Origin of the sequence: Pseudomonas moorei, assembly GCF_042846945.1 — a bacterium.
Taxonomy (GTDB): Bacteria; Pseudomonadota; Gammaproteobacteria; order Pseudomonadales; family Pseudomonadaceae; genus Aquipseudomonas; species Aquipseudomonas moorei.
On sequence record NZ_AP035776.1, the window covers coordinates 2,316,123 to 2,339,403 of the forward strand.

25 protein-coding genes are annotated in these 23,281 nt (G+C 58.6%); 16 read left to right on the plus strand and 9 right to left on the minus strand.

What is annotated here, in order from left to right:
* Positions 1-90 precede the first annotated feature (90 nt).
* A complete protein-coding gene (locus ACGJAX_RS10695; protein ID WP_390958810.1) occupies positions 91-993 on the plus strand; it encodes an EamA family transporter in 903 nt (300 codons plus the stop codon).
* A 25-nt stretch (positions 994-1,018) separates the two neighbouring features.
* On the opposite strand, the gene ACGJAX_RS10700 is transcribed toward ACGJAX_RS10695, so the two are convergent.
* Entirely contained in the window at positions 1,019-1,528 is a 510-nt protein-coding gene (locus ACGJAX_RS10700) for a DUF2165 family protein (RefSeq protein WP_390958812.1), read from the minus strand.
* 164 nt (positions 1,529-1,692) lie between these two features.
* Positions 1,693-2,667 carry an NAD(P)-dependent oxidoreductase gene (locus tag ACGJAX_RS10705; RefSeq protein ID WP_390958814.1) on the minus strand — a complete coding sequence of 325 codons (975 nt, stop codon included), beginning with the start codon at positions 2,665-2,667 and terminating at the stop codon, positions 1,693-1,695.
* A gap of 167 nt (positions 2,668-2,834) precedes the next feature.
* Here ACGJAX_RS10705 and ACGJAX_RS10710 point away from each other — a divergent pair, with 167 nt between their 5' ends.
* Complete coding sequence (locus tag ACGJAX_RS10710) at positions 2,835-3,092, plus strand: hypothetical protein (protein ID WP_103405249.1); 258 nt, start codon at positions 2,835-2,837, stop codon at positions 3,090-3,092.
* Between the two features lie 61 nt (positions 3,093-3,153).
* On the opposite strand, the gene ACGJAX_RS10715 is transcribed toward ACGJAX_RS10710, so the two are convergent.
* From ACGJAX_RS10715 to norR, 5 genes are all read right to left on the minus strand, one after another.
* The gene (locus ACGJAX_RS10715) at positions 3,154-3,903 is read right to left on the minus strand and encodes a YkgJ family cysteine cluster protein (RefSeq protein WP_390958816.1); all 750 of its coding nucleotides are present in this window, start codon (positions 3,901-3,903) and stop codon (positions 3,154-3,156) included.
* A 78-nt stretch (positions 3,904-3,981) separates the two neighbouring features.
* A complete protein-coding gene (locus ACGJAX_RS10720; protein ID WP_390958818.1) occupies positions 3,982-4,308 on the minus strand; it encodes a hypothetical protein in 327 nt (108 codons plus the stop codon).
* A gap of 62 nt (positions 4,309-4,370) precedes the next feature.
* Positions 4,371-4,829: a GNAT family N-acetyltransferase gene (locus tag ACGJAX_RS10725; protein WP_090316317.1), complete on the minus strand. Its 459-nt coding sequence runs from the start codon at positions 4,827-4,829 to the stop codon at positions 4,371-4,373.
* A 27-nt stretch (positions 4,830-4,856) separates the two neighbouring features.
* Positions 4,857-5,759 (minus strand): chemotaxis protein CheV, encoded by a 903-nt coding sequence (locus ACGJAX_RS10730; RefSeq protein WP_090316320.1) that lies wholly within the window; start codon positions 5,757-5,759, stop codon positions 4,857-4,859.
* A 150-nt stretch (positions 5,760-5,909) separates the two neighbouring features.
* On the minus strand, positions 5,910-7,460 hold the full coding sequence (gene norR, locus ACGJAX_RS10735) for a nitric oxide reductase transcriptional regulator NorR (protein WP_090316322.1): 1,551 nt from the start codon (positions 7,458-7,460) through the stop codon (positions 5,910-5,912).
* Between the two features lie 156 nt (positions 7,461-7,616).
* On the opposite strand from norR, the gene hmpA reads away from it, so the two are divergent.
* From hmpA to ACGJAX_RS10780, 9 genes are all read left to right on the plus strand, one after another.
* On the plus strand, positions 7,617-8,798 hold the full coding sequence (gene hmpA / locus ACGJAX_RS10740) for an NO-inducible flavohemoprotein (RefSeq protein ID WP_390958821.1): 1,182 nt from the start codon (positions 7,617-7,619) through the stop codon (positions 8,796-8,798).
* Positions 8,799-9,086: 288 nt separating this feature from the next.
* Entirely contained in the window at positions 9,087-9,596 is a 510-nt protein-coding gene (locus tag ACGJAX_RS10745; protein ID WP_090316329.1) for a disulfide bond formation protein B, read from the plus strand.
* An 840-nt stretch (positions 9,597-10,436) separates the two neighbouring features.
* Entirely contained in the window at positions 10,437-11,381 is a 945-nt protein-coding gene (cyoA, locus tag ACGJAX_RS10750) for a ubiquinol oxidase subunit II (RefSeq protein WP_090316334.1), read from the plus strand.
* Positions 11,382-11,384: 3 nt separating this feature from the next.
* On the plus strand, positions 11,385-13,415 hold the full coding sequence (gene cyoB / locus ACGJAX_RS10755; RefSeq protein WP_090316337.1) for a cytochrome o ubiquinol oxidase subunit I: 2,031 nt from the start codon (positions 11,385-11,387) through the stop codon (positions 13,413-13,415).
* Between the two features lie 3 nt (positions 13,416-13,418).
* Positions 13,419-14,045, plus strand: coding sequence for a cytochrome o ubiquinol oxidase subunit III (locus ACGJAX_RS10760; RefSeq protein ID WP_090316339.1), 627 nt, complete (start codon positions 13,419-13,421; stop codon positions 14,043-14,045).
* Entirely contained in the window at positions 14,046-14,387 is a 342-nt protein-coding gene (cyoD, locus tag ACGJAX_RS10765) for a cytochrome o ubiquinol oxidase subunit IV (RefSeq protein WP_090316342.1), read from the plus strand.
* An 11-nt stretch (positions 14,388-14,398) separates the two neighbouring features.
* Entirely contained in the window at positions 14,399-15,286 is an 888-nt protein-coding gene (gene cyoE / locus ACGJAX_RS10770) for a heme o synthase (protein ID WP_090316345.1), read from the plus strand.
* 231 nt (positions 15,287-15,517) lie between these two features.
* Positions 15,518-16,156 carry a DUF6036 family nucleotidyltransferase gene (locus ACGJAX_RS10775; RefSeq protein WP_248914392.1) on the plus strand — a complete coding sequence of 213 codons (639 nt, stop codon included), beginning with the start codon at positions 15,518-15,520 and terminating at the stop codon, positions 16,154-16,156.
* Positions 16,140-16,592 (plus strand): hypothetical protein, encoded by a 453-nt coding sequence (locus tag ACGJAX_RS10780; protein ID WP_248914393.1) that lies wholly within the window; start codon positions 16,140-16,142, stop codon positions 16,590-16,592. The genes ACGJAX_RS10775 and ACGJAX_RS10780 overlap by 17 nt, the downstream gene beginning before the upstream one ends.
* A 99-nt stretch (positions 16,593-16,691) precedes the next feature.
* Here ACGJAX_RS10780 and ACGJAX_RS10785 read toward each other — a convergent pair whose 3' ends face one another.
* Complete coding sequence (locus tag ACGJAX_RS10785; RefSeq protein WP_390958824.1) at positions 16,692-16,970, minus strand: DUF3077 domain-containing protein; 279 nt, start codon at positions 16,968-16,970, stop codon at positions 16,692-16,694.
* 330 nt (positions 16,971-17,300) lie between these two features.
* Positions 17,301-18,719: a PLP-dependent aminotransferase family protein gene (locus ACGJAX_RS10790; RefSeq protein WP_090316351.1), complete on the minus strand. Its 1,419-nt coding sequence runs from the start codon at positions 18,717-18,719 to the stop codon at positions 17,301-17,303.
* Between the two features lie 151 nt (positions 18,720-18,870).
* Between ACGJAX_RS10790 and ACGJAX_RS10795 the strand changes: the two genes are divergently transcribed.
* The 5 genes from ACGJAX_RS10795 to yfcF all read left to right on the plus strand — a co-directional run bounded on the left by ACGJAX_RS10795 (position 18,871) and on the right by yfcF (position 23,271).
* A complete protein-coding gene (locus ACGJAX_RS10795; protein WP_390958826.1) occupies positions 18,871-19,971 on the plus strand; it encodes a hypothetical protein in 1,101 nt (366 codons plus the stop codon).
* A gap of 42 nt (positions 19,972-20,013) precedes the next feature.
* Positions 20,014-21,294 carry an acetyl-CoA carboxylase biotin carboxylase subunit family protein gene (locus ACGJAX_RS10800; protein ID WP_247255958.1) on the plus strand — a complete coding sequence of 427 codons (1,281 nt, stop codon included), beginning with the start codon at positions 20,014-20,016 and terminating at the stop codon, positions 21,292-21,294.
* A gap of 61 nt (positions 21,295-21,355) precedes the next feature.
* Positions 21,356-21,850, plus strand: a complete 495-nt coding sequence (locus tag ACGJAX_RS10805) for an Atu1372/SO_1960 family protein (protein ID WP_390958828.1) — start codon at positions 21,356-21,358, stop codon at positions 21,848-21,850.
* Between the two features lie 83 nt (positions 21,851-21,933).
* A complete protein-coding gene (locus tag ACGJAX_RS10810; RefSeq protein WP_248914396.1) occupies positions 21,934-22,419 on the plus strand; it encodes a cupin domain-containing protein in 486 nt (161 codons plus the stop codon).
* A 207-nt stretch (positions 22,420-22,626) separates the two neighbouring features.
* Positions 22,627-23,271, plus strand: a complete 645-nt coding sequence (gene yfcF, locus ACGJAX_RS10815; RefSeq protein ID WP_390958830.1) for a glutathione transferase — start codon at positions 22,627-22,629, stop codon at positions 23,269-23,271.
* Positions 23,272-23,281 lie beyond the last annotated feature (10 nt).

A 23,281-nucleotide genomic window follows, 5' to 3' on the forward strand; every position in this document is an offset into this window, starting at 1 on the left:
GCCAGCCGGTGGCGCGACAAAAGCGCAAGTTTATGCAAGTGCGCCACGGCGCGACGCCGGACACTGGGCACCTATCGAGGAGCCTTTGTCATGAACCTTTCATTGTATTTGCTGACCGTGCTGATCTGGGGCACCACCTGGATTGCCCTGAAATGGCAGTTGGGCGTGGTGGCGATTCCCGTGTCGATCGTTTATCGCTTTGGGCTCGCCGCGCTGGTGCTGTTCGTGATGTTGCTGCTCAGCCGGCGGTTACAGGTGATGAACCGTCGTGGGCATTTGATATGCCTGGCCCAAGGTCTGTGCCTGTTTTGCGTTAACTTCATGTGCTTCCTGACGGCCAGTCAGTGGATTCCCAGTGGTCTGGTCGCCGTGGTGTTCTCCACCGCGACGCTGTGGAATGCCTTGAATGCTCGGGTGTTCTTCGGCCAGAAAATCGCCCGTAACGTGCTGATGGGCGGTGCCCTGGGCTTGTCCGGTCTGGGCCTGTTGTTCTGGCCGGAACTGGTCGGCCATACCGCCAGCCCGCAAACCCTGCTGGGTCTGGGCCTGGCCCTGTGCGGCACCCTGTGTTTCTCGGCGGGCAACATGCTATCGAGCTTGCAACAGAAAGCCGGGCTCAAGCCGCTGACCACCAACGCCTGGGGCATGGCCTATGGCGCAGCGATGCTGTCGGTGTGGTGTCTGGTCAAAGGGATTCCATTCGATGTGGAATGGAGTGCCCGCTACATCGGTTCGCTGCTGTACCTGGTCATTCCGGGTTCGGTGATTGGTTTCACGGCTTACCTGACGCTGGTCGGGCGCATGGGGCCGGAGCGCGCCGCCTATTGCACGGTGCTGTTCCCGGTGGTGGCGCTGAATGTATCGGCGTTCGCCGAGGGTTACCAATGGACGTTGCCGGCCCTGGCAGGGTTGGTGCTGGTGATGCTGGGCAACGTCCTGGTGTTCCGTAAACCCAAGGCGCCGATCCTGCAGGGCGTTGGCAAGTTGGCTTGAAGTTGCATCAGGGTCGAGTGCGTCTTCAGCGCTCGATCCTGATCGCCAGATACAACAACGATGGCAACATGAAGTCGACAATGTGCTGGGCCCAGTCTTTGTAGTTCCATTGTTTTGATTGGTCCATATTGAACCACTCGGCACCAATGACCTGGAAGCCGAGGTAATAAAGAAAGAGTGCAATCAATAAGCCGATAATGGCGAACTTCTTCGCTTCGTGAAATTTCTTGCTGCTGGAGTTTATGTTTTTGTACAGATTGTAAGTGCCCAGGATGCAGAAGGTCGTATACATGACTTCAAATGTAATGATCAGCCAGTAAATCCGGTGCTGGAGTATGGGGGAGGTAATCGCTCGCCTGCTGTACCTGGAGCTTGCGTCGACGGTGTCCATGCTCAGGATGTGTGACAGGTACTCATAGTTGGTCGCGTAGTCGGTAATATTGCTGTACATCACCAGCAAGCCGAAGAAACTGAAGAATAGCATCAGTGTGGCTTTGCTGAATTTAATGACGTGGTTGGTTGTGATTAGGCTCAAGGTCTATGTTCTCCAAAACTAACTGTCGGGGTGTTTTAGTCTGGAGTTTATACGGCGAATTATTTATTTGGCCGTGAACTGAATTGCAGGATATGTATCGGTAAGTTGGATGCGTGGGTATTAATGTGAACGGGCAGGCGACTGTAACGCCTGCCCGTTTTTATTCAGCCTTTCCAGACTTGCGGGTTGACCAGATCCTGTGGGCGCTCACCCAGCAGGGCGCTACGCAGATTGGTCAGGGCGCGATTGGCCATGGCTTCGCGGGTTTCATGGGTGGCCGAGCCAATGTGCGGGAGGGTCACCGCGTTTTTCAGTTGAAACAATGGCGATTCGGCCAGCGGTTCTTTTTCGTACACATCCAGCCCGGCACCGCGAATGCGGTTGTTCTGCAGGGCTTCGATGAGCGCCGGCTCGTCGACCACCGGGCCGCGAGCAATGTTCACCAGGATTGCGCCTGGCTTCATCAACGCCAGTTCGCGATGGCTGATCAGGTGTCTGGTTTTCTCGCTGAGCGGTACCACCAGGCAGACAAAATCGGCTTCGGCCAACAGTTCATCCAGGCTGCGAAATTGTGCGCCGAGTTCCTGTTCCAGCGCGGTCTTGCGGCTGTTACCGCTGTAGAGAATCGGCATGTTGAAACCCAGGCGCCCACGGCGAGCGATGGCCGCGCCGATGTTGCCCATGCCGACGATGCCCAGAGTCTTGCCATGCACATCGCAACCGAACAACGGTGCGCCAACAGTGGCTTGCCATTGACCGGCCTTGGTCCAGGCATCCAGTTCAGCGACACGACGGGCACTGCTCATCAGCAGCGCGAACGCCAGGTCGGCGGTGCTTTCGGTGAGCACATCCGGGGTGTTGGTGAGCATGATCCCGCGCTCATTGAGATAGGCGACGTCGTAGTTGTCGTAGCCCACCGAAACGCTGGACACCACTTCCAGTTTGGCGGCGTTCTCCAGTTGGGCGCGTCCCAGTTTACGACCGACACCAATCAGGCCGTGGGCATGGGGCAAGGCTTCGTTGAACTGGGCATTGATGTCGCCGTTTTTCGGGTTCGGCACGATCACGTCGAAGTCTTGTTGCAGGCGTTCGACCATTTCAGGCGTGACGCGGCTGAAGGCGAGGACGGTCTTTTTCATGGGCGCAGGGCTCGTCTGGGCGGTGGAGAATGCTGAGCACGCTAACATTCTTCCCGGGATTTGTGCGAGTCGCTTAACAGCAGCTTGCAGCGCTTCATCCAGTTATACTGCCGCCTTTCGTGGCTCGCTGACCGGGCCCGACACTTTACGCACCACCCGGAGCTTTCATGACTTCCCCGAAACAACCGCCGGTCGCCGACACCTTGAGCGACGAGCAGGCAGAGCTGCCAGACAGCGTCGACTCCAGCGCCGACAGCGAAACCAAAGCCGCCATCCCCGCGTTCAAGTTCCCGTTCAAGCCAGGAGAACTGGCCGGCGCCAAGAACGCCAATCAGCCGTGGTACAAGAACGGCGCCAAGAACGGCCACACCAAGACCCCGGGCATGGCACCGCCGGGGACGCGGCGTTCGATGGGCAAGCGCTAGGTTTCAGGCTTTGCGGTGTCAGGCCTGCCGTCATCGCGAGCAGGCGACACATTTTCCAGACTCAAGCCACCCGCAACGAAATAAACGAGTAGTTCGCCGGCGCCTGCGTGGCCAATTGCCCTCCGGCATCCACGACCTGTCTGGCGATATCCTCACCAGACACATGGAACAGCCACTCGCTGTCCCACTGCGGCAGCGTCTGCCCGGCCAGGTCATCGATGATCGTGGCAAACTCGGCCATGTCCGGCAGATAGGCGGTAAATCCATCCCCCTTCAGCGCCGTCGTGCGAATGCCCAATAGCGCGCAAATCGCATCCTTCATCTGAATATCATCGCGATCTGCCTGACGGGAGCGTTGAATCAGCGCCATGAGCTCACGGTCGACCAACTCACCGCCGACGATCAGGTCCGGTCCTTTTTCCCACGATTCGGGCGGGCATTCCTTGATCGCCGGGTTTAGGGGAATGTGCGGATTGATTTCCATCGGATAAATGCGGCACACCAGCGGCCGGCGCTCGTAGATGCGGCAGAGGTTGTCCTCGTCAAGATTCCGACAGGGACCGACGTTGTAGGCGGCAAAGGTGATAGCGACGAACGCCTTGGATTCGCCACTGTGAACCACTGCCGAGCGGCGTTCGGCGTGGTCGCGTTGCTGTGCGGGCAGGCCCAGGCCGTTGCCCAGGAACGCCTCCACCAGCACGATCACCTGCCCGCCATCGGCCGCCCACATCCGGGCTTCGGCCAGGGTCAGGGGCACATGGTGATCGTTGCAGCATTTACCACAGCCTACGCAGGAAAACGTCGTATTCATTGGGCGCTCGGTCGCGTCGAGGGAAGCGGCGACAGAATGTCACCGTGAAGTGCGCTGCCGAAGCAAGTTATGCGCCACTCACTGTGCCTGGACGGCGGGGCGAATCGAGTCCCATTCGGTGATATACGCGGTTTTGCTTTTTTTGTTGTAGAGGCACAGTTCGGTGCCTTGTGCGCCTTTCATGTGTTTTTGCGGGTACTGACCTTGCAGCAGAAGCGCGCTGTAACCGACCCGGTCATCGAACTGCGCGGCGTTGCCGACGGGTTTGGCATTCTTCAGCCCACTGGCCTTGGTGCAACTGACGAGTACGGTTTTGTCGTAGGCAGCCCAGGCGTCGGGGCTGGAAGCGTGGGCCTGGGTGGCGAGGGCGGTGAGGCAGAGCAGGGTCAGGGCTGCGTTTTTCATGGGCCGGAAATCCTTTTGGAGGGCGAAGGACCGGATTATGCCTGAATGATTGAGAGTGATCGTCAGGCTGGAACCGCTTCCCGGCGCACCACATACATCCCGACGCTTTCATACAACCGCTGCGCGCGCAGGTTGTCCTCCAGCACTTTCAAATCCACAAAGCCCTCGCGGCGTTGCTGGAACACCGTGAACGCATGCAGCAGCAAGGCGCGTCCCAACCCTTGTCGTCGAGCCCGTGGATGCACCACCAGGTCTTTGATGTAGGCACTGGTCCAGCACTGGCACACGGCAACCACGCCTTCGGCATCCTGGGCAATAAAGCACAGCTCGGGATCGTATTCGGGGTCGGTTTCAAATTGCCGTTGCCAGCGCTCCAGTTCCGGTACGCGACCACCGCCCTCGCGGTAACCCAGCGCCATCAGCTGGTGGACGGTTTCGGCGAGTTCAGGACGGTAGCGGGTCAATTGAAGATCGCTTGGCCAAGGGATGGCCAGCACAGCCTCGGCGAGGTTGCGCCGCATCAAAAAGCAAAAGTCCTCGGCCAAGACTCAATGACCCTGTTCAGCCACAGCCTTGGCAGCCGTGATCAGGCACTGGGTCAGTTCTGGCGAGGAGAACTTGGTCAGCACCGCATTGGCACCGGCCAGGCGCGCCTTTTCACTGTTCATCGCACTGTCCAGTGAGGTGTGCAGCAGCACATAGAGGTGGGCAAAGTCCGGGGTTTCGCGCAGGGTTCGGGTGAAGGCGTAGCCGTCCATTTCAGACATTTCGATGTCGGAGACAATCAGGTTGATCTGTTGGGCGGTGCCTTGCAGATCCAGCAGGCAGTCGATGGCTTCCTTGGCGCTGCGGGCCGTATGGCATTGCAGGCCGAGATTGCGCAATGTGTGCACCGATTGCTGCAGGGCCACCTGACTGTCATCCACCACCAGAATCCGTGCGTTGCCCAACAACTCAGCGTCTTCCATGCTCAGTTCGGTCGGTGCGGATTCAATCTGCACCGGGGCGATGCCGTGGATGACCTTTTCGATGTCCAGTACCTGCACCAGGGTGCCATCGACCGAGGTCACGCCGGTGATGTACGAGCGCACGCCGCCAGAGCCGAAGGGCGGTGGACGGATATCGGTGGTCAGGCAGTGAACGATCTTGCTCACCGCCTGAACGTGCAGGCCCTGCTTGGAGCGACTGACGTCGGTGACGATCAGGCAGCCGCCGTTCGGGTCTTCCAGCGGTCGTTCGCCGATGGCCCGGCTCAGGTCGATCACCGACAGCGACGCGCCACGCAGCGTGGCAATGCCTTTGACGTGAGGGTGCGACTCCGGCAGCTTGGTCAGCGGCGGGCAGGGGATGATTTCACTCACTTTGAGCAGGTTGATTGCCATCAACTTGCCGCTGCGCAAGGTAAACAGCAAAAGCGAAAGTGAATCTGCGCGGGCTTTGGTGGAAGACATAAGTACCTTCTTGGGAAAAGGTGATGGGCGATCGCGAGGATCGCCAACAACTTCGATGCCGGGTTATCGACTTGTTGCGGGCAGGCTTTAGGGCCAATACCAATCCATTGGTTTTAGCACGACTCCTGCGGTGAGGTGGCAAGCCCGGCGTCACTTCATGCCGAGCCTTTTGGCCATGCGCCCCAGATTCGCCCGGTCCAGGCCCAGTTCACGCGCGGCACTCGCCCAGTTGTTGTGATGCCGTTCCAGGCACGCGCCGATCAACTGGCGCTGATAGTTTTCAGTGGCCTCGCGCAAATCCCCCGTGACCAGCGTCACGGCGGCCGGGGCCGTTGGCGCGACGGGTGCTTCAGCATTGGCATTGGGCAGATCCAGGTCCGCCGCGCTCAAGCTGAGAATCTTGGGTCGTTCCTTGCAGTTACCCAGGGCTTTCAGGGCGCTGCGGCCGATCAAGTGTTCCAGCTCACGCACGTTGCCCGGCCAGTCGTAAGCCAGTAACGCGGCCTGGGCATCGGTGCTCAAGCGCAAGCTGTTGAGGCCCATGCGCGAACGGTTCTGTTCCAGAAAGTAGCCGCTGAGCAACAGAACGTCCCGCCCGCGATCACGCAGGGCCGGTACTAATAGTGGGTAAACGCTGAGGCGGTGATAGAAGTCGGCGCGGTAACGGCCACTGCGCACTTCCTCTGCCAGGTCGCGGTTGGTCGCCGCGATCAGGCGCACGTCGACCTGATGCTCCTTGTCCGACCCCAGTCGCTGCAGTTGTCCGCTTTGCAGGACCCGCAGCAACTTGGCCTGTACGGTCAGCGACAACTCGCCGACTTCATCGAGAAACAGGGTGCCGCCATTGGCCAGTTCAAATTTGCCGCGCCGATCATTCAACGCCCCGGTAAAGGCACCGCGCACATGGCCGAACAGTTCGCTCTCCACCAGTGTGTCGGGCAAGGCGGCGCAGTTGAGGCTGATGATCGGTTTGTCGGCGCGGGCCGAGGCGGCGTGAATGGCCTGCGCCACCAGTTCCTTGCCAACCCCGGTCTCCCCGGTGATCAGCACGGTCAGGTCGCTGCCGCCCACCAGGTTGATTTCTTCCACCAGGCGTTTGTGCGCCTTGCTCTGGCCGATCATCTCGCGGTTCTGCTGGCCGCTGGCCTGGCGGTAGACCTCGGCCCGCTGGTGTTCATCTTCGACGCGATTGTTCAGGCGTTCGATGCGCTCGGCGGCATTGACCGTGGCGGCGGCGAGGCTGGCGAAGGCTTCCAGTGAATCGAGCTCGATCGGCTGAAACTGTTCCGGATCAAGGGCATCGAGGGTCAGCAGGCCCCACGGGCGCTCGTCGATAAACAGCGGGCAGCCCATGCAGTCATGGACTTCCAGGTGGTCATCGAGGCCCTCGACCAAGCCGTCGTAAGGGTCGGGCAGGTTGCTGTCGGCGGCGAACCGGGTCGGCCCGGAACCGCTGAGCAAGGCTGCGAAACGCGGGTGTTCACTGACCTTGAAGCGGCGGCCGAGGGTGTCGGTACTCAAACCGTCGACAGCCAGCGGCACCAGCCATTCGCCATCGAGGCGCAGCAGGGCGGCCGCATCGCAGGGGAGCAGGGCGCGCATGGCTTCCAGCAAGCGCCGATAGCGCTCGCCTTCGGGCAGTTCGCGGGACAGGTCCGAGACCAGTGGTAGCAGGGCGGTCAGAAGGGATTTTGCAGTCATAGTGACTCCATGTAGTCGGTATGACTATAAAGCAGGTCGTGTCGATATGACTATCGATCATTTAACTTGTTGATTTATAACGAAATAAATATTGGCATGGAAACTGATAAGCATAGGGCAAACGTTGAAAAAACCTTGTTGCCCAGGAGTCACTTTATGCTTAGCGCCCAAGACCGTGCCATCGTCAAATCCACTGTGCCGCTACTGGAAAGCGGTGGCGAGGCATTGATCACTCACTTCTACCGCATGATGCTCTCCGAGTATCCAGAAGTGCGCCCGCTGTTCAATCAGGCGCACCAGGCCAGCGGTGACCAGCCACGCGCCCTGGCTAACGGCGTACTGATGTACGCCCGCCACATCGACCAACTCGACCAGTTGGGCGACCTGGTGGCCAAGATCATCAACAAGCACGTAGCCCTGCAAATCCTGCCGGAACACTACCCGATCGTTGGCACCTGCCTGCTGCGCGCAATCGCTGAAGTGCTGGGCGAGGAAATCGCCACCCCGCAAGTGATTGCGGCGTGGGGGGCGGCTTACGGTCAACTGGCGGACATCCTGATCGGTGCTGAAACCAGCATCTACGATCAGAAAGAACAGGCACCGGGCGGCTGGCGCGGGGCGCGGGAATTCATCGTGGCGGCCAAGGTCGAGGAAAGCGCGGAAATCATCTCGTTCTACTTCGAACCGGCGGACAAGGGCCCGATCCTGGCAGCAGAACCAGGCCAGTACATCGGCATGAAACTGATCCTCGACGGCGAAGAAATTCGTCGTAACTATTCGCTGTCGGCCCTGGCGAACAAAGGTCAGTACCGCATCAGCGTCAAGCGGGAAACCGGCGGTCGCGCTTCCAACCACCTGCACGATCAATTGCAAGTTGGCGCGAGCATCCAGCTGTTCCCGCCATCGGGCGAGTTCACCCTGACTGCCAGCGACAAACCGCTGGTGTTGATCAGCGGCGGCGTCGGCATCACCCCGACCCTGGCGATGCTCGAAGCGGCGCTGGAGACCGAACGCCCGGTGCACTTCATTCATTGCGCCCGCAACGGCAGCGTTCACGCCTTCCGTGACTGGATCGACGGTCTGGCCGAGCGTCATCCGCAACTCAAGCGCTTCTATTGCTACGACGAAGACGATGGCGTGAGCCCGGCAGCGCACAAGGTCGGGTTGTTGAGCCAGGAGCAGTTGGCCGCGTGGTTGCCGCAAGAGCGCGACGTGGATGCTTACTTCCTGGGCCCCAAAGGTTTCATGGCGGCGATCAAGCGCCACCTCAAGGCCTTGGGTGTGCCGGAGAAGCAAAGCCGTTATGAATTCTTCGGGCCGGCTGCGGCGCTGGAGTAAGTCACCGCAAGCGACTCGGGAGATCGAGTCGCCTATTTCGCGAGCAGGCTCGCTCCCACAGTGACCGAGGGGAGCACAAGATTTGTGTTCAACCGAAATCCATTGTGGGAGCGAGCCTGCTCGCGAATGCCGCTCCGCAGTCTTGAATTGAAATAACGCATAAAAGTTAATCCCTTCTTAACCCGCTTATCGTCTATTCCCCCGACATCCCTCCGGATCGCGCCAGGCTCTCAAAAACCAGGGCAGCGTGTAGACTGGCGGGCAATCGAAACCTTCAAGGGAAACGCGATGAGCGAGGAAACAATGCGGTTGGGCCGTGAACGACGCTACCTGGTGTTGCTGGGCATCATCTGCCTGGCGCTGATCGGCGGCGCTCTGTACATGCAAATCGTGCTGGGTGAAGCGCCGTGCCCATTGTGCATCCTGCAACGCTATGCGCTGCTGTTGATCGCGCTCTTCGCCTTCATTGGCGCTGCCATGAGCACGCGCCGCAGCATCACCCTGTTTGAAACCCTGGTCGTGATCTGCGCATTGGCAGGCGTCGGGGTGGCGGGGCATCACGTCTACACGCAGTTTTATCCGGCAGTCAGTTGCGGCATCGATGTGTTGCAGCCGATTGTGGACGGTCTGCCGCTGGCGAAGATCTTCCCCCTGGGCTTCCAGGTCGACGGATTCTGCTCTACGCCCTACCCGCCGATCCTCGGTCTGTCCCTGGCGCAATGGGCGCTGGTGGCCTTCGTGCTGGTCGTCGTGCTGGTGCCGCTGCTGACCGTGCGTAACCGCAAAAGCCTGCGCTGAGTTCTGCGGCGCATTCACCGCGATGCATGAAAACACCCCGGTCCTCGATGAGGGCGCCGGGGCTTTTTTTGTCTTGCAGCGTGCGCTTCAGTGGGCCTGTAAAAAGGCCGTGATGTATGGCAAGGAGGGGTGCGATACGTGTGCGACATGTTGTCACATCTTGAGTGTCGCAGCGGTCGCCAGGGCGTCGGATTGGTGCGTCGTCACGCAACGAAACTGGCCCGATTGGCGGGCTGGCGGTTTTGCATCGGCGAGGCCGGAACAGGCAGTTTTAACAGACCCTGGCAATTTGCCAGAACCCTTGTCATATCGGGGCTGGGGCCAGGTCGGCGGCGTCTTGGGAGGCGCCGATACTGTCTGAATCGCGGGTGGTAGCCCTACTTTTTTTGGTGTTTTTGTTGAGAATCAATTTCGATAAGATGCGCCACTTTTGCGAAAACCGGTAAGGATTGTTGCTGGTTTGGATAAAAATTATTTCGGGATGAGACATGGTTTATAAAACGCTACATATCTACAATCGCCCGCACTGAATTCCCGACTCTGCTCGCCCTGGCTCAGGTGGATGAGCAGAAACCGGGTGTCGAGAGGCCGGGTGGCTTCATGCGACCCCCTGGTGTCGGTGCCTCCAATTATCCGCACCAAATGGAATTGGTCTGTAACAAGGCCTTTGACCACGAATTCGAATAAGAACTCAACGCTAGCTCAGGATTTGTCGAAACGCGTCTGACGCACGACGGGCCAGCCCTTATTCAATCCAAGAAAAATGCCAACCCTTGGCAGGGTGAAGTGTTGGCGATCAAAACCCAACTGCATTGCGCAAGCTGCTTTAGAGGTCGTGAGATGAGTAAAAACAGGTACCCCAGACTACTAGGCTTATTGCCGCTGATTGGCACGTTGTTGCTGTCAGGCTGCAACATGACCTTGCTCAATCCCAAGGGCCAGGTCGGTCTGGACGAGCGAAACCTGATCATCACCGCAACGCTGCTGATGCTGTTGGTCGTGGTTCCGGTCATCGTCATGACCTTCCTGTTCGCCTGGAAATACCGCGCGTCCAACGCTAACGCCACCTACACCCCGAAATGGAACCACTCCACCAAGATCGAGATCGCGGTGTGGGCAGTTCCAATTCTGATCATCATTGCCCTGGGTTATGTCACCTACAAGTCGACCCACGCCCTTGACCCGTACAAGCCGCTGGAATCCGACGTCAAGCCTGTGACCATCGAAGTGGTCGCGCTGGACTGGAAGTGGCTGTTCATCTACCCGGAACAAGGCATCGCCACGGTCAACAAGATCGTGTTCCCGGCGCACACGCCGATCAACTTCAAGATCACTTCCGACGCCGTGATGAACTCGTTCTTCATCCCTGCTCTGGGCGGCCAGATCTACGCGATGGCGGGCATGCAGACCAAACTGCACCTGATCGCCAACCAGAACGCTGAAATGGACGGTATCTCCGCCAACTACAGCGGCGCGGGTTTCACCGGTATGAAATTCAAAGCGATCGCAACTTCCCAGGAAGATTTCGACGCCTGGGTAAGTGAAGTCAAAAAGGCACCTAAACAGCTTGAACAAGCTGAATACGCAGCCCTTTCCAAGCCAAGCCAGAACAACCCAGTCGAGCTCTACGCCTCGGTGACCCCAAACCTGTTCCAGACCATCGTCGACAAGTACGAAGGCATGAAACCGGGCCCTAAGGTCAAGCACGAGAAAGAAGAGAAAGAAGTGGCCCAAATGGAAGGGATGGACTCGAGTTCGCATTCAGCTGCCGGGGCAGAGGAGTAAACGATGTTTGGTAAATTAAGTTGGGAAGCGATCCCGTTCCACGAGCCGATTGTCATGGTGACCATCTCCATGATCGCGCTCGGTGGTCTGGCGTTGTTCGCTGCAATCACCTACTTCAAGAAGTGGACCTACCTGTGGACCGAGTGGCTGACGTCGGTCGACCACAAGAAAATCGGCGTGATGTACATCATCGTCGCCATGGTCATGCTGCTGCGCGGTTTTGCCGACGCCATCATGATGCGTACCCAGTTGGCCATGGCCACCGAGGGTTCGCCGGGCTACCTGCCACCTGAACACTATGACCAGATCTTCACCGCTCACGGTGTGATCATGATCATCTTCATGGCGATGCCATTCTTCACCGGCCTGATGAACCTTGCAGTGCCGCTGCAGATCGGCGCGCGTGACGTTGCCTTCCCGTTCCTGAACTCCCTGAGCTTCTGGCTGCTGGTTTCCGGCGTGGTGCTGATCAACCTGTCCCTGGGCGTCGGCGAATTCGCCAAGACCGGTTGGGTTGCCTATCCGCCGTTGTCGGGTCTGCAGTACAGCCCTGGCGTGGGGATGGACTACTACATCTGGGCGCTACAGCTATCGGGTCTGGGTACGACGCTAACGGGGGTCAACTTCCTGGCCACCGTGCTGAAAATGCGTACCCCTGGCATGAAGCTGATGGACATGCCGATCTTCACCTGGACCTGCACCTGGGCCAACGTCCTGATCGTGGCTTCGTTCCCGATCCTGACCGCTACCCTGGCACTGCTGACGCTTGACCGTTACATGGATTTCCACATTTTCACCAATGAACTTGGTGGCAATCCGATGATGTACGTCAACCTGTTCTGGGCTTGGGGTCACCCTGAGGTGTACATCCTGATCCTGCCGGCATTCGGTATCTTCTCCGAAGTCATCTCGACCTTCACCGGCAAGAAACTGTTCGGCCACCACTCGATGATCTACGCATCGGGCGCGATCTCGATCCTGGGCTTCATGGTTTGGCTGCACCACTTCTTCACCATGGGTTCGGGTGCCAGCGTCAACGCCTTCTTCGGTCTGGCGACGATGCTGATTTCCATCCCGACGGGTGTGAAATTGTTTAACTGGCTGTTCACCATCTACCAGGGCCGTCTGCGCTTCACCAGCCAGGTGCTGTGGACCCTGGGCTTCATGGTGACCTTCGCCATCGGCGGCATGACCGGCGTACTGCTGGCCATCCCGGGTGCTGACTTCGTTCTGCACAACAGCCTGTTCGTGATCGCGCACTTCCACAACGTGATCATCGGCGGCGCGGTATTCGGTTACATCGCCGGCTTCGGCTTCTACTTCCCTAAAGCGTTCGGCTTCAAGCTGCACGAAGGTTGGGGCAAGGCAGCGTTCTGGTTCTGGATCAGCGGCTTCTTCGTCGCGTTCATGCCGCTCTATGCACTGGGCTTCATGGGCATGACCCGTCGTCTGAACGCCACCACCAACCCTGAGTGGGTGCCGTACCTGTACGTCGCCATGTTCGGTGCGGTGATGATCGCCGTGGGTATCGCTTGCCAGTTGATCCAGCTGTACGTCAGCGTGCGTGACCGCAACAAGCCGGAAAACATGTGCGACCACGGCGACCCGTGGAATGCACACACCCTGGAATGGTCGACTTCGTCGCCACCTCCGTTCTACAACTTCGCCGTGCTGCCGAAGGCCGATGTTGTCGATCCGTTCACCGAAGCCAAGGAAAACGGCACTGCGTACAAGGTTACGGCCAAGTACGAGCCGATCCACATGCCAAACAACACCGCCACCGGTGTGGTCATGGGCGCTCTGTTGACCGTGTTCGGTTTCGCAATGATCTGGCACATCTGGTGGCTGGCCATCGCTAGCCTGGCCGGCACCGTGATCTACTTCGCGATCCACGCCGCTCGTGATGATCAAGGCTACTACGTGCCGGTCGACGTGATCGAACGCATCGAAGCCGAGCAGCACAAGCGTCTGGTAGCGGCAGGGAAAATCCCGGCCACCGCCACCCGTGTTGAAACCTCGTTGGAACAGGCTTAAACCATGTCGAACTTAGTGACCAATGTTGGACACGCCCATGGTCATGACCATGGGCACGATGACCACCACCACGACTCGGGCGAGATGACCGTATTCGGTTTCTGGCTCTACCTGATGACCGACTGCATTCTGTTTGCGTCGATCTTCGCAGCGTACGCGGTACTGGTTAACAACGTAGCGGGTGGCCCGTCGGGCCACGACATCTTCGAACTGCCATACGTGCTGGGCGAAACCGCTCTGCTGTTGTTCAGTTCGATCACCTACGGCTTCGCCATGCTGGCGTTCTTCCGTGGCAACAAGAAGCAGGTCCTGGGCTGGCTGGCCATGACCTTCCTGTTCGGTGCCGGCTTCATCGGCATGGAGATCAACGAGTTCCACATGCTGATCTCCGAGGGCTACGGCCCTAACCGTTCGGGCTTCCTGTCCGGGTTCTTCACCCTGGTCGGCACCCACGGTCTGCACGTGACCAGCGGTCTGATCTGGATGGCGATCATGATGTATCAGGTGCAGAAAAACGGCCTGACGGCGACCAACAAGACCCGTCTGAGCTGCCTGAGCCTGTTCTGGCACTTCCTGGACGTGGTGTGGATCTGCGTATTCACGGTTGTTTATCTGATGGGGACTATGTAAATGGCTAACGCAGCTCATTCCCACAATGGTCACGACGACGCCGGTCACGGCAGCGTCAAGTCCTACGGCATCGGCTTCATCCTGTCGGTGATCCTGACCCTGATCCCGTTCGGTCTGGTCATGTTCCCGACGCTGCCGAAGTCGATCACCCTGATGATCGTCGTCGCCATGGCCGTCATCCAGGTGCTGGTGCACCTGGTGTACTTCCTGCACCTGGACCGTTCGGCCGCGCAGCGTAACAACGTGATTGCGTTTGTTTTCGCCGCGATCGTGATTGTCCTGCTGGTAGGTCTGTCGCTGTGGATCATGTTCAGCATCCACACGTTCATGATGGCGAAGTGAGGTAAGTCCGGATGTCCTTTAAGCACTTTATCCAAATCACCAAACCGGGGATCATTTTCGGTAACGTGCTTTCTGTGGCAGGCGGATTTTTCCTGGCCTCCAAAGGGCATGTCGATCTGGCCATCTTCCTGGCCGCCATGATCGGCACGTCCCTGGTGGTCGCCTCCGGTTGCGTGTTCAACAACTGCATCGACCGCGACATCGACCTGAAGATGGAACGCACCAAGAACCGGGTGCTGGTCCAGGGCCTGATCTCCCTGAAACTGGCCCTGATCTACGCGACCGTCCTGGGTGTCGCCGGCGTTGCGCTGTTGTACAAGGTGGCCAACCCGTTGGCTGCGCTGTTCGCGGTGATCGGTTTCGTCATCTACGTCGGCTTCTACAGCCTGTACCTCAAGCGCAAGTCGGTTCACGGCACGCTGGTGGGCAGTCTGTCGGGCGCCATGCCGCCGGTAATCGGTTACGTGGCCGTGAGCAACACCTTCGACATGGCTGCGCTGACCCTGCTGGTGATGTTCAGCCTGTGGCAGATGCCGCATTCCTACGCCATCGCGATCTTCCGCTTCAACGATTACCTGGCCGCATCGATCCCGGTGCTGCCGGTCAAGCGCGGAATCGAAGTGGCCAAGAAGCACATCCTGATCTACATCCTGGCCTTCCTCGTGGCGACCTTGATGTTGACCTTCAGCGGCTACGCCGGCATGAGCTACCTCGCCGTCGCCGCGGCCATGGGCATGTACTGGCTGTACATGGCCTGGACCGGCTACAAGGCAGTGGATGACACGGTCTGGGCACGCAAGCTGTTCGTGTTCTCGATCTTCACCATTACCGCGTTGAGCGTGATGATGTCCCTGGACTTCAAAGTGCCGACCGAGCTGTTGCTGACGTACGCGCCTTAAGGTTCAGAAGCTGAATTGAAAAGCCCCGCCTTCGAGAGAAGCGCGGGGCTTTTTGTTGGGGGTTTTTCTGGTGTCGCTATTGCGAGCACGCTCGCTTGGATGGGGCGACTTTGCAGGCAAAAATACTTAAGGATTTACCTGAATTTTCCCACGGAGTTTTCAGGTTGAGGGTCGGAAGTCGTCTCTCTAGCCTCGGGATGCCGTTATTACAAGCATCCCAGAGGATCTACGATGGAATTGCCAGAGGTAATCACCCCCCGCGTTAAAACGGATACTGCGTTGGGGCAGGCTTTGATTTCGATGTTCAAATCTGTTGAGGCGGAGTTGGAACTTCAGAGCGCAGGACCGGGGGCTGTCAAAGTGATCGTTTTCGGCGGCTGCGCAGTACACCTATATACCCATCATCGCGTTTCCACTGATGTGGATGCCGAGATTTATGAGGCACATGTTCCCGAAGGTTTGCACTTGCAAACCATGCTGGCAGAAATACCCGAGCAGTTTGTTGATGAGCGATCCGGTCGATTGATGGAACTGAACTACGACCTTCAGTACAACACCAGTTTTGGCCCAATCCATGAGGACTATTGGGAGCGGAGCCTTCCCTTTGCAGAGTTTGCGGTTGAGTCCCCACTCCACGTACATATCGCAGCGCCTGTCGACATTGCTATCTCCAAGCTGGGCAGAGCGACCGATCAGGACATCGGTGATATCAAGGCACTTCTCAGGGCTGGTTTCATACTGACCAGCGAGTTCCGTCGGCTGGCGTTACAGGCGATTGATGTATATGTTGGCAACAAGGAACCACCCATCTCCGTTCTTACGAATATTTTGCACGATTACCTGGAGAGCACTGATGACGAAGCCCCTTGACGGCCACGTCCTCTCATCCGCTTTGGACACGCTGGTAAAAAGACCATTGAATCAAGCGGATGACGTTGCGCTTGTGAGTGCCGCCAAAGCTGTCTGGTATTCGAACTCAGATCTGGAGGGCGAGTTAGTCGCTTTTTTGAATAGTCACACTGACGAGGTTGAGGTTCGGCGTGCCGGCTATCTGCTCGAGCGATTCACTCGCTTTACGTGTGTATCCGATCTCCGCGTGTCAGAAACCCTCAACGCCCTCGAACTTGTTGCACATTGGACTTGCGGACAACCCGTGACCCCAAGAACCGTCACACCACTGCGTCGACGTCGTGATGAGCTCGCTGTCTCTTGGGGATTGAGTGAGGGTCTTGGCCTGAAAGCCCAAATCCTCCTGCCTTTTCAAACCCGGCACTACGAAGCTGAGCAGCGCGCGACGTTTTCCTGAGCCCAGCTTGCATCAATGCGGCTGCATCACTCGTCCTGCAATGACAACGTTTCGCTGCTTCAGAGCCCCGCATTCAAAAGAATCGCGGGGCTTTTTCATTTATGCGCGGTTGTTGCACGGTGCATCAAGTACCTTCACCACGTCATCGATGATGACCTTGCTCATGTCCTGCAAGAAGTGCGAGGCCCAGGCGTGTCGGTCCGAGTCGCGGACCATGGTGGCGTCTGAGGCGAGGAGTTTGGCGAGGTGGAGCAGGTCGAAAGCGTGGGAGAGGGCGGCGATTACCGGGACGCCGGCGTTAATGCGGAACAGCGGGGCGTTGGCGTGGTAGGAGAAGGGGGTGAGGCCTATGGTTTTGAGGTCTTGTGGAATGGTCATTGGGCTTCACCTCCTGTTGGGTTGGGAGGTGTTGAGTGCAAAAGCATAAATTTGGAACGGATAGCTGGCATGCATAAGGAAAACACCGAATGTGCCCATATCGAGTTCGAGTTCTCAGGCCCGGTCGCTGAATTGGCAGCGACGGGCGAAGGTAGCGTGTGGATATTGAATTGCACAATCGTGGCCTTGTTTTGGCCGCGATGCGATTGGACACCGCAATCCCTGTGGGAGCGGGCTTGCCCGCGATGGCGGTGGGGCAGGCGACATTGAAACTGAATGTGACGGCCCTTTCGCGGGCAAGCCCGCTCCCACAGGATCGAAGACAGTCAGTTACTTGTGCGGCATGTCCAACAACCGGAAAAACCGCTCCCGCACCTGCACATGATCACTGTGTGCCACGTTGAAGCGCAGAAACTGATTGGCATCCGCCGCTTTGCTGAGCATGGTTCCCGGTGCCAGTACCAAGTCAATTTCCAGACCCTTTCTGGCCAGGCACTCGGCTTTGAATCCTTCCGGCAATCGGGTCCAGATGTACAACCCTTCCCCCGGCAGCGACGACACCGAACACCCGGCTTCGCCCAGCCATGCCGCCACCCGGCTGTTCGACTCATAGAGCCGGTCCACGGTGCGGCGCATGTGTTTGGCGTAGCTGCCATCGCTGAGCATGGTGCAGATGATCTGCTCGGCCATCTCCGAGGTCATGCCGCCGCAGGCCATTTTCAGCGTCACCATCCGCGCCGCCAGTTGCGGTGACAGCACCGCGAAGCTGACGCGGCTATTGGCGGTCAGGGTCTTGGAAAACCCGGAGACGTAAGAGACATTGTCCAGCCCGCTCGCGGCCAGGCGCGGCGTTCGGCGTTGCTGCATGTCGCAGTACAAATCGTCTTCGAGGATGTGGAAGTTGTAGCGATGGCTCAGCTCCACCAGGCGGTAAACCTGGGCCGAGGTGAACGAGTGCCCGGTCGGGTTATGCAGGGCATTGTTGGTCATGTAGAGCACGGGACGATGGGTGATCAGCAATTGCTCGAACGCGTCCAGGTCCATGCCGTCGCACTCGCGGCGGATGGTAATGACCTTCACGCCATGCCAGGCCAGATTGGTGTGCATCGTGAAGTAACACGGGTCGTCGAGGAGCACCGTGTCACCGGGTTTGACCAGCAGGCGCATCAGCATGTCGATGGCCTGGACGGTGTTGGCGGTGGTGATGATCTGTTCCACTGGCGCTTCAATGCCCAAGGTCGACATCTTGACCCGCAAGGCCTGTCGCAGTGGCAGGTAACCGCTGGCGTTGCCGTATTCGCCCATGCGCAAGCTGGTCGCGCGCAGCGTTCCGCGCACGGCCTTGAGCAATTCTTCGGCAGGCAACCACGAGGACGGCAGAAAACCGGCCCCCGGGCGCAGCTTGCCATTGTCCAGTAGCACCGCGCGGCGGACCACGCTGAGGGTGTCTTGCGGGAGCAGGTCCGGCCCGGCGTTGGCTGGCAGGGTGCTGCTGGAACGGTGCACGTAGTGCCCGGAACCCTGGCGGGAAACCACCAGGCCCTTGGCCCGCAAGCGGTCCAGGGCGTCGACCACCGTGGACTTGCCCACGTGCATCAAGTCGGAGAGTTCGCGAATCGGCGGCAGCCTGGAGCCGTGGGGCAGGCCGCCCTGACTGATCGCCACGGTTAGTTGATCGACGATTTGCTGGACCAGCGGCACACCTGGCTGGAACTCGATAGCGGCGATCACTGCTCGCTGAGCCTGCATTTTACTGGTCTCTCCGGCAGTAAAGTTCGTTTGATTCTATACGAACTTGCTCTGATCAAGACAAGCATCTCTTTCTACCATCGCTTTGGAGAGTTTTCGGATTGTCGACCTGTTGCCGGTCGTTCAGTCGCCAAGGTTTGTGAGGTGCTGCATGAGTTTGGAAACAACCGTTGTCGTAGCGAAACCGGTGATCAACCTGCGGTTGTTCACCGTTCGAATCATCACGGCCGTTGCGCTGTTCGCGGTGTTGGGCAAGGCCAACGTCTGGCTCGACACCGCCACCAACAGCATTCTGGCCCTGGGGTATCGGGCCTTGTTGCTGCTGCTGCCGTTGACGTTACTGGTGCTCGGTCGCCGTTCCTTGAGCGTCACGCTGTTGTGCGCTGCCGCCGGCCTGGTGCTGTTGGCCGTCACCCACAACCAGGGCGTGGTCATGTTTGCCGCGGCGTTGTTTGCCTACGGCATTGCCATTGCCGGTTACCTGATCAAGAGCGAAGCGGCACAGACCAAGGAAGGCGCGGCCTATAACCGGGTTGCCATGAACATGGGCAGCCTGCTGGCAGGGCTGATCCTGCTGTCGCCACTGCTGACCCCGGCCATGTTTTTCCTCGGCGCCGCCGGTTTTGTCCTGCTTTGCCTTCCCATCGCCATGGGGGCGACCTTCACCTGCGACCCCGTGGTGGCCCGTCCCGCCGGCCAGGAAGGCAGCGGCTGGCGCAACAAACTGCCGTGGGTCATCGCCGGCGTCATCATGGGCATCAAGCTGTTTGGCGTGTTCTCGATCCTGCCGCAAGCGATCCTGCTCAAGACCGGCGAACTGCCGGGCTGGTACGGGCTGATGCTGATCCTCAACAGCGCCGTGGTGGTGTTCGCGCAAGTGCCGGTCATGAAACTGATCGAGCGCACCGGACGCTTCAAGGTGCTGACAGTGATCGCCATCATCGTCATCGGTTTCGCGGTGCTGTCTTCACCGGCGGCGTTCCACGTCGAAACCCTGGTCGGCGCGCTGGTCTGGGTGGCGGTACTGTCCATCGCCGAATGTGCGTTCAGTCACCTCGACTATTTCTCGGTCAAGCAGAACAACATGTTCGTCAAGGAAGTGTCCCTGGGGGTCGGCGCCGGGTTGACCGTGTTGATCATGCGGGTCATGCCGCCTCCCTACAACGCGCTGGTGCTGGCGGCCATCGGCGCGGGCGGGATTCTGGTCTGGTACTGGCTCAACCGTAAATCAATCGCGTCGCTGCATGACTGAGTCATCGCCGTTTCGGTTTTCATTTTGCAAGTCGGGGATTTTATGAATACGACTTCATGCGTAGTAGTGGTGGGGTACAACGGCAGTCGGGTCCACGATATCCCGAAGCTGCGCGAACTGTGCAAGTCGTTGTACAACGCGCGGCTCATCCTGCTGGTCGAGAAGATCCAGCCCGGGGACGATCAGGTCGCCGATCACGTGTGCAGTACATCGCTGGCCGAGAAAGACGTTCCGGCCTCTCTCGAACTGGTGGTCGGTTGCCTGAATGCCGATCGTTGGAAACTCATCGGCGTGCTGCCGTTTTCCGATCGTGGTGTAGTACTCGGTGCGGCGCTGGCCAGTCATTTCGGCCTGCCCGGCATCACCCCGGCCGAGGCGCGGGCGGGCCTGGACAAACAGATCTTCCGCCAACTCGAAGCGACGGCGACTGCCGCACCCGAGGATTATCGGCCGATCGTTTCCACCCGGATCACAAGCCTTCCGGAACTGCGTCAGCGCGTGATCGAAATGGGCGGCAAGGCGTTCATCAAGCCTGCCTGTGAAGGTGCCAGCCGCGGTTGCCGGGTCATTCGCCACCCGTCCGAGTGCGACGAGGCATGGCAGGCCCTCAAGCCCTATCGCGAGGGCGGCATCGTGCTCGAAGAGTTGATCCAGAACGCCCGGGAATACAGCTGGGACCATGTCGCGGGAAGTACCTGGATCACCGAGAAAACCACCACCGACGGCGCCTACCGCGCCGAGATCCAGCAAGTGGTGCCCGCGCCTTTGCCGGCGGACGCGCAGGCTCGGCTGATGGCCGCCGGCCGGCACATGGCCGGGTTGGTATCGCAGCACAACGGGGCCTGGCACAACGAAGTCTTCCACAGGGCCAATCACCGCACCTCGGCCGTGGAAACCAACATGCGCCCGGGTGGCATGCACATCTGGGACCTGGCACGTAAGGCGTTCATCGATTTCGACCCGTGGGAACGCTGGGTCCGCTGGGCCGTGGAAGGCCACGTCGACAGCCATGATCCCGTGCCGCGCGGCTACTGCGGCATACGCCTGTTGCGAGCGAACGCTGGCGGCATCCTGCGGGATGTACCGGACATCCAGTCGCTGGCCCGGTCGCTGAACATCGAACTGGTGGAAGCGGTGCTGACCAAGCGCATCGGTGATTCGGTCAGTGCACTGGTGAAAGACAACTTCTCGTTCATCGGCCACATCGTGTTGTTCAACGAGCAGTACGAGCGCCTCAGCCTGGACCTGTCACGTCTGGCCGAGGCCATTGAATCAAGTGTTGGGATCACCGGCCTGGCAGCGCCGACAAGGGCTGTGGGTTGAGTCTTGGATCAAGCAGCAGCGATCGATGTTTTTTGCAGTATTGATCAAGAGGGTTACGTCAATGAGTGAACACATGACCTGTGATGAGCGCTTCATCGCTCTGGCACGGGAATTCGACTACGACATCTACGGCGAGAACACCGCAGGCGGGCATTACGCGCCGCTGATTCGTCATCACGATGAACTGTATATCAGCGGTCTGGTGCCGCGCATGAACGGCAAAATCCACTACCCGGGACGGGTCGGACTGGATCTCAACATGGCGGATGCGCAAGCGGCCGCCAGCATCAGTGCAATGCGGGGATTGGCGCTGATCGTGGATGCCATTGGTTCGCTGGACAAGATCAAATCCTTGATCCGGATAACAGTGTATGTGAAGTCCACGGCCGATTTTGTCGACCTCAGTGAAGTCGCCAACGGTGCGTCGGATGTGTTCAGTCATGTACTGGGTGATGCCGGGAAACATACACGCACCACAGTCGGTGTTTATCAATTGCCGAAAAATGCGGCCATTGAAGTTGATATGATCGTGGCGCTGCGCCCGTCGCCGTTATAAATGAAGTTGTCCGGCTTTACACTGTTGAAGGGTTGGCCTAAGGTCGGGTGACTCAATTCGGCAGAATAAGTTGGAAGCAGCTAATGAATAACGTTCAGGGTGCGTTTTTTTCATATAAGGACTTTCGCCAAAGTCTGGATCGGCAGCCGATCAAACCTCGTGTGTGGAAAAGTGCTGAACTTGGCGATATGCGTCAGGCCCTTGAGGCCAGCGACGTCGATATTGTTGCGCTGGCCCACGATAACACTGTCGAAGGTTGCCAACTGACACCCGGCATGGCGGTGTCCATGCAATGGCTGGTGCCGGGTTCAACGCTCGATGGCCATGTCCATGCCTGGTGGCATCTGTTTATCATCCAGTCCGGCAGCGGCGCCTTGTCCCTGGGGGATGCAGAGGAGGTAAACATCGGCCCCGGGGATGTATTGCTGGTGCCGGCCTGGACCCGTCACGGCTTCGTCAACACCAGCACCACCGAGCCGCTGGCCATGCTCAACCTCAGCAACATGCCGCAGATGGCATTGCTATCCAATCACGCCGCCAACGTTGGCCTGATACCTCGCCCGCTGTAATTTCTTCTCAGTTGCACACCAGGGAGTCCGCCTACGCTGACTCCCTTTTTTGTTTGTATACCTCAAAAATGCTCTTTGGCGATTGATGTGCGCTGATTTCTGTATCGATAGAAACAGGTAATTTCTGTATCTGTTCAGCGCTTAATCAACTTACTACGATCGCTTCAAATGCAACGGATTAATGTGTTTGATGCAAGGGAGCGTTCTATGGAAAGTACGAAGTTAAAGCTGTATCTGGGTGCGGATTATGTCAGCGCTTTTGCCATGTCGGCGTTTGTGGCTTTAAAGGAGAAGCAACTTTCATTTGACTTGATCACGCTGGATTTAAAGGCGCGTGAAAACTATCTCGAAAGTTATAGAAATCTTTCTCTAACTTGCAAAATCCCTGCGCTTGTTCACGAAGGTTTTGCGCTTTCGGAATCTTCAGCCATTGCCGAATATCTGGAGGAGCTCGCTCCAGGTTCAAAAAGAGTTTACCCGCAAGACATCAAGCAACGCGCCAGGGCCCGTCAACTGCAGGCCTGGTTGCGCAGCGATCTGCTCGTGGTGCGCAGGGAGCGCCCGTTCGATCTTGTGTACTTCGGCAAAAAAGACAATCCGCTGTCCGACGAGGCCCGGGCCGCGGTCGACCGGTTGTTCTTTGTGGCGGACCGCTTGCTGGAGGAGGGCGCCGAGCACCTGTTTGGCGACTGGAGCATTGCCGACACCGACCTGGCGATCATGCTCAACCGACTGGTTGCCAATGGTGATCCGGTCCCGGCGCGCCTGGCGGCGTATGTGCAGCGCCAATGGGATCGCGACAGCGTCCGGGCCTGGATGGACATAGAGCGCAAAGCGCCAGCCATCCAGTAACCACCGCCAG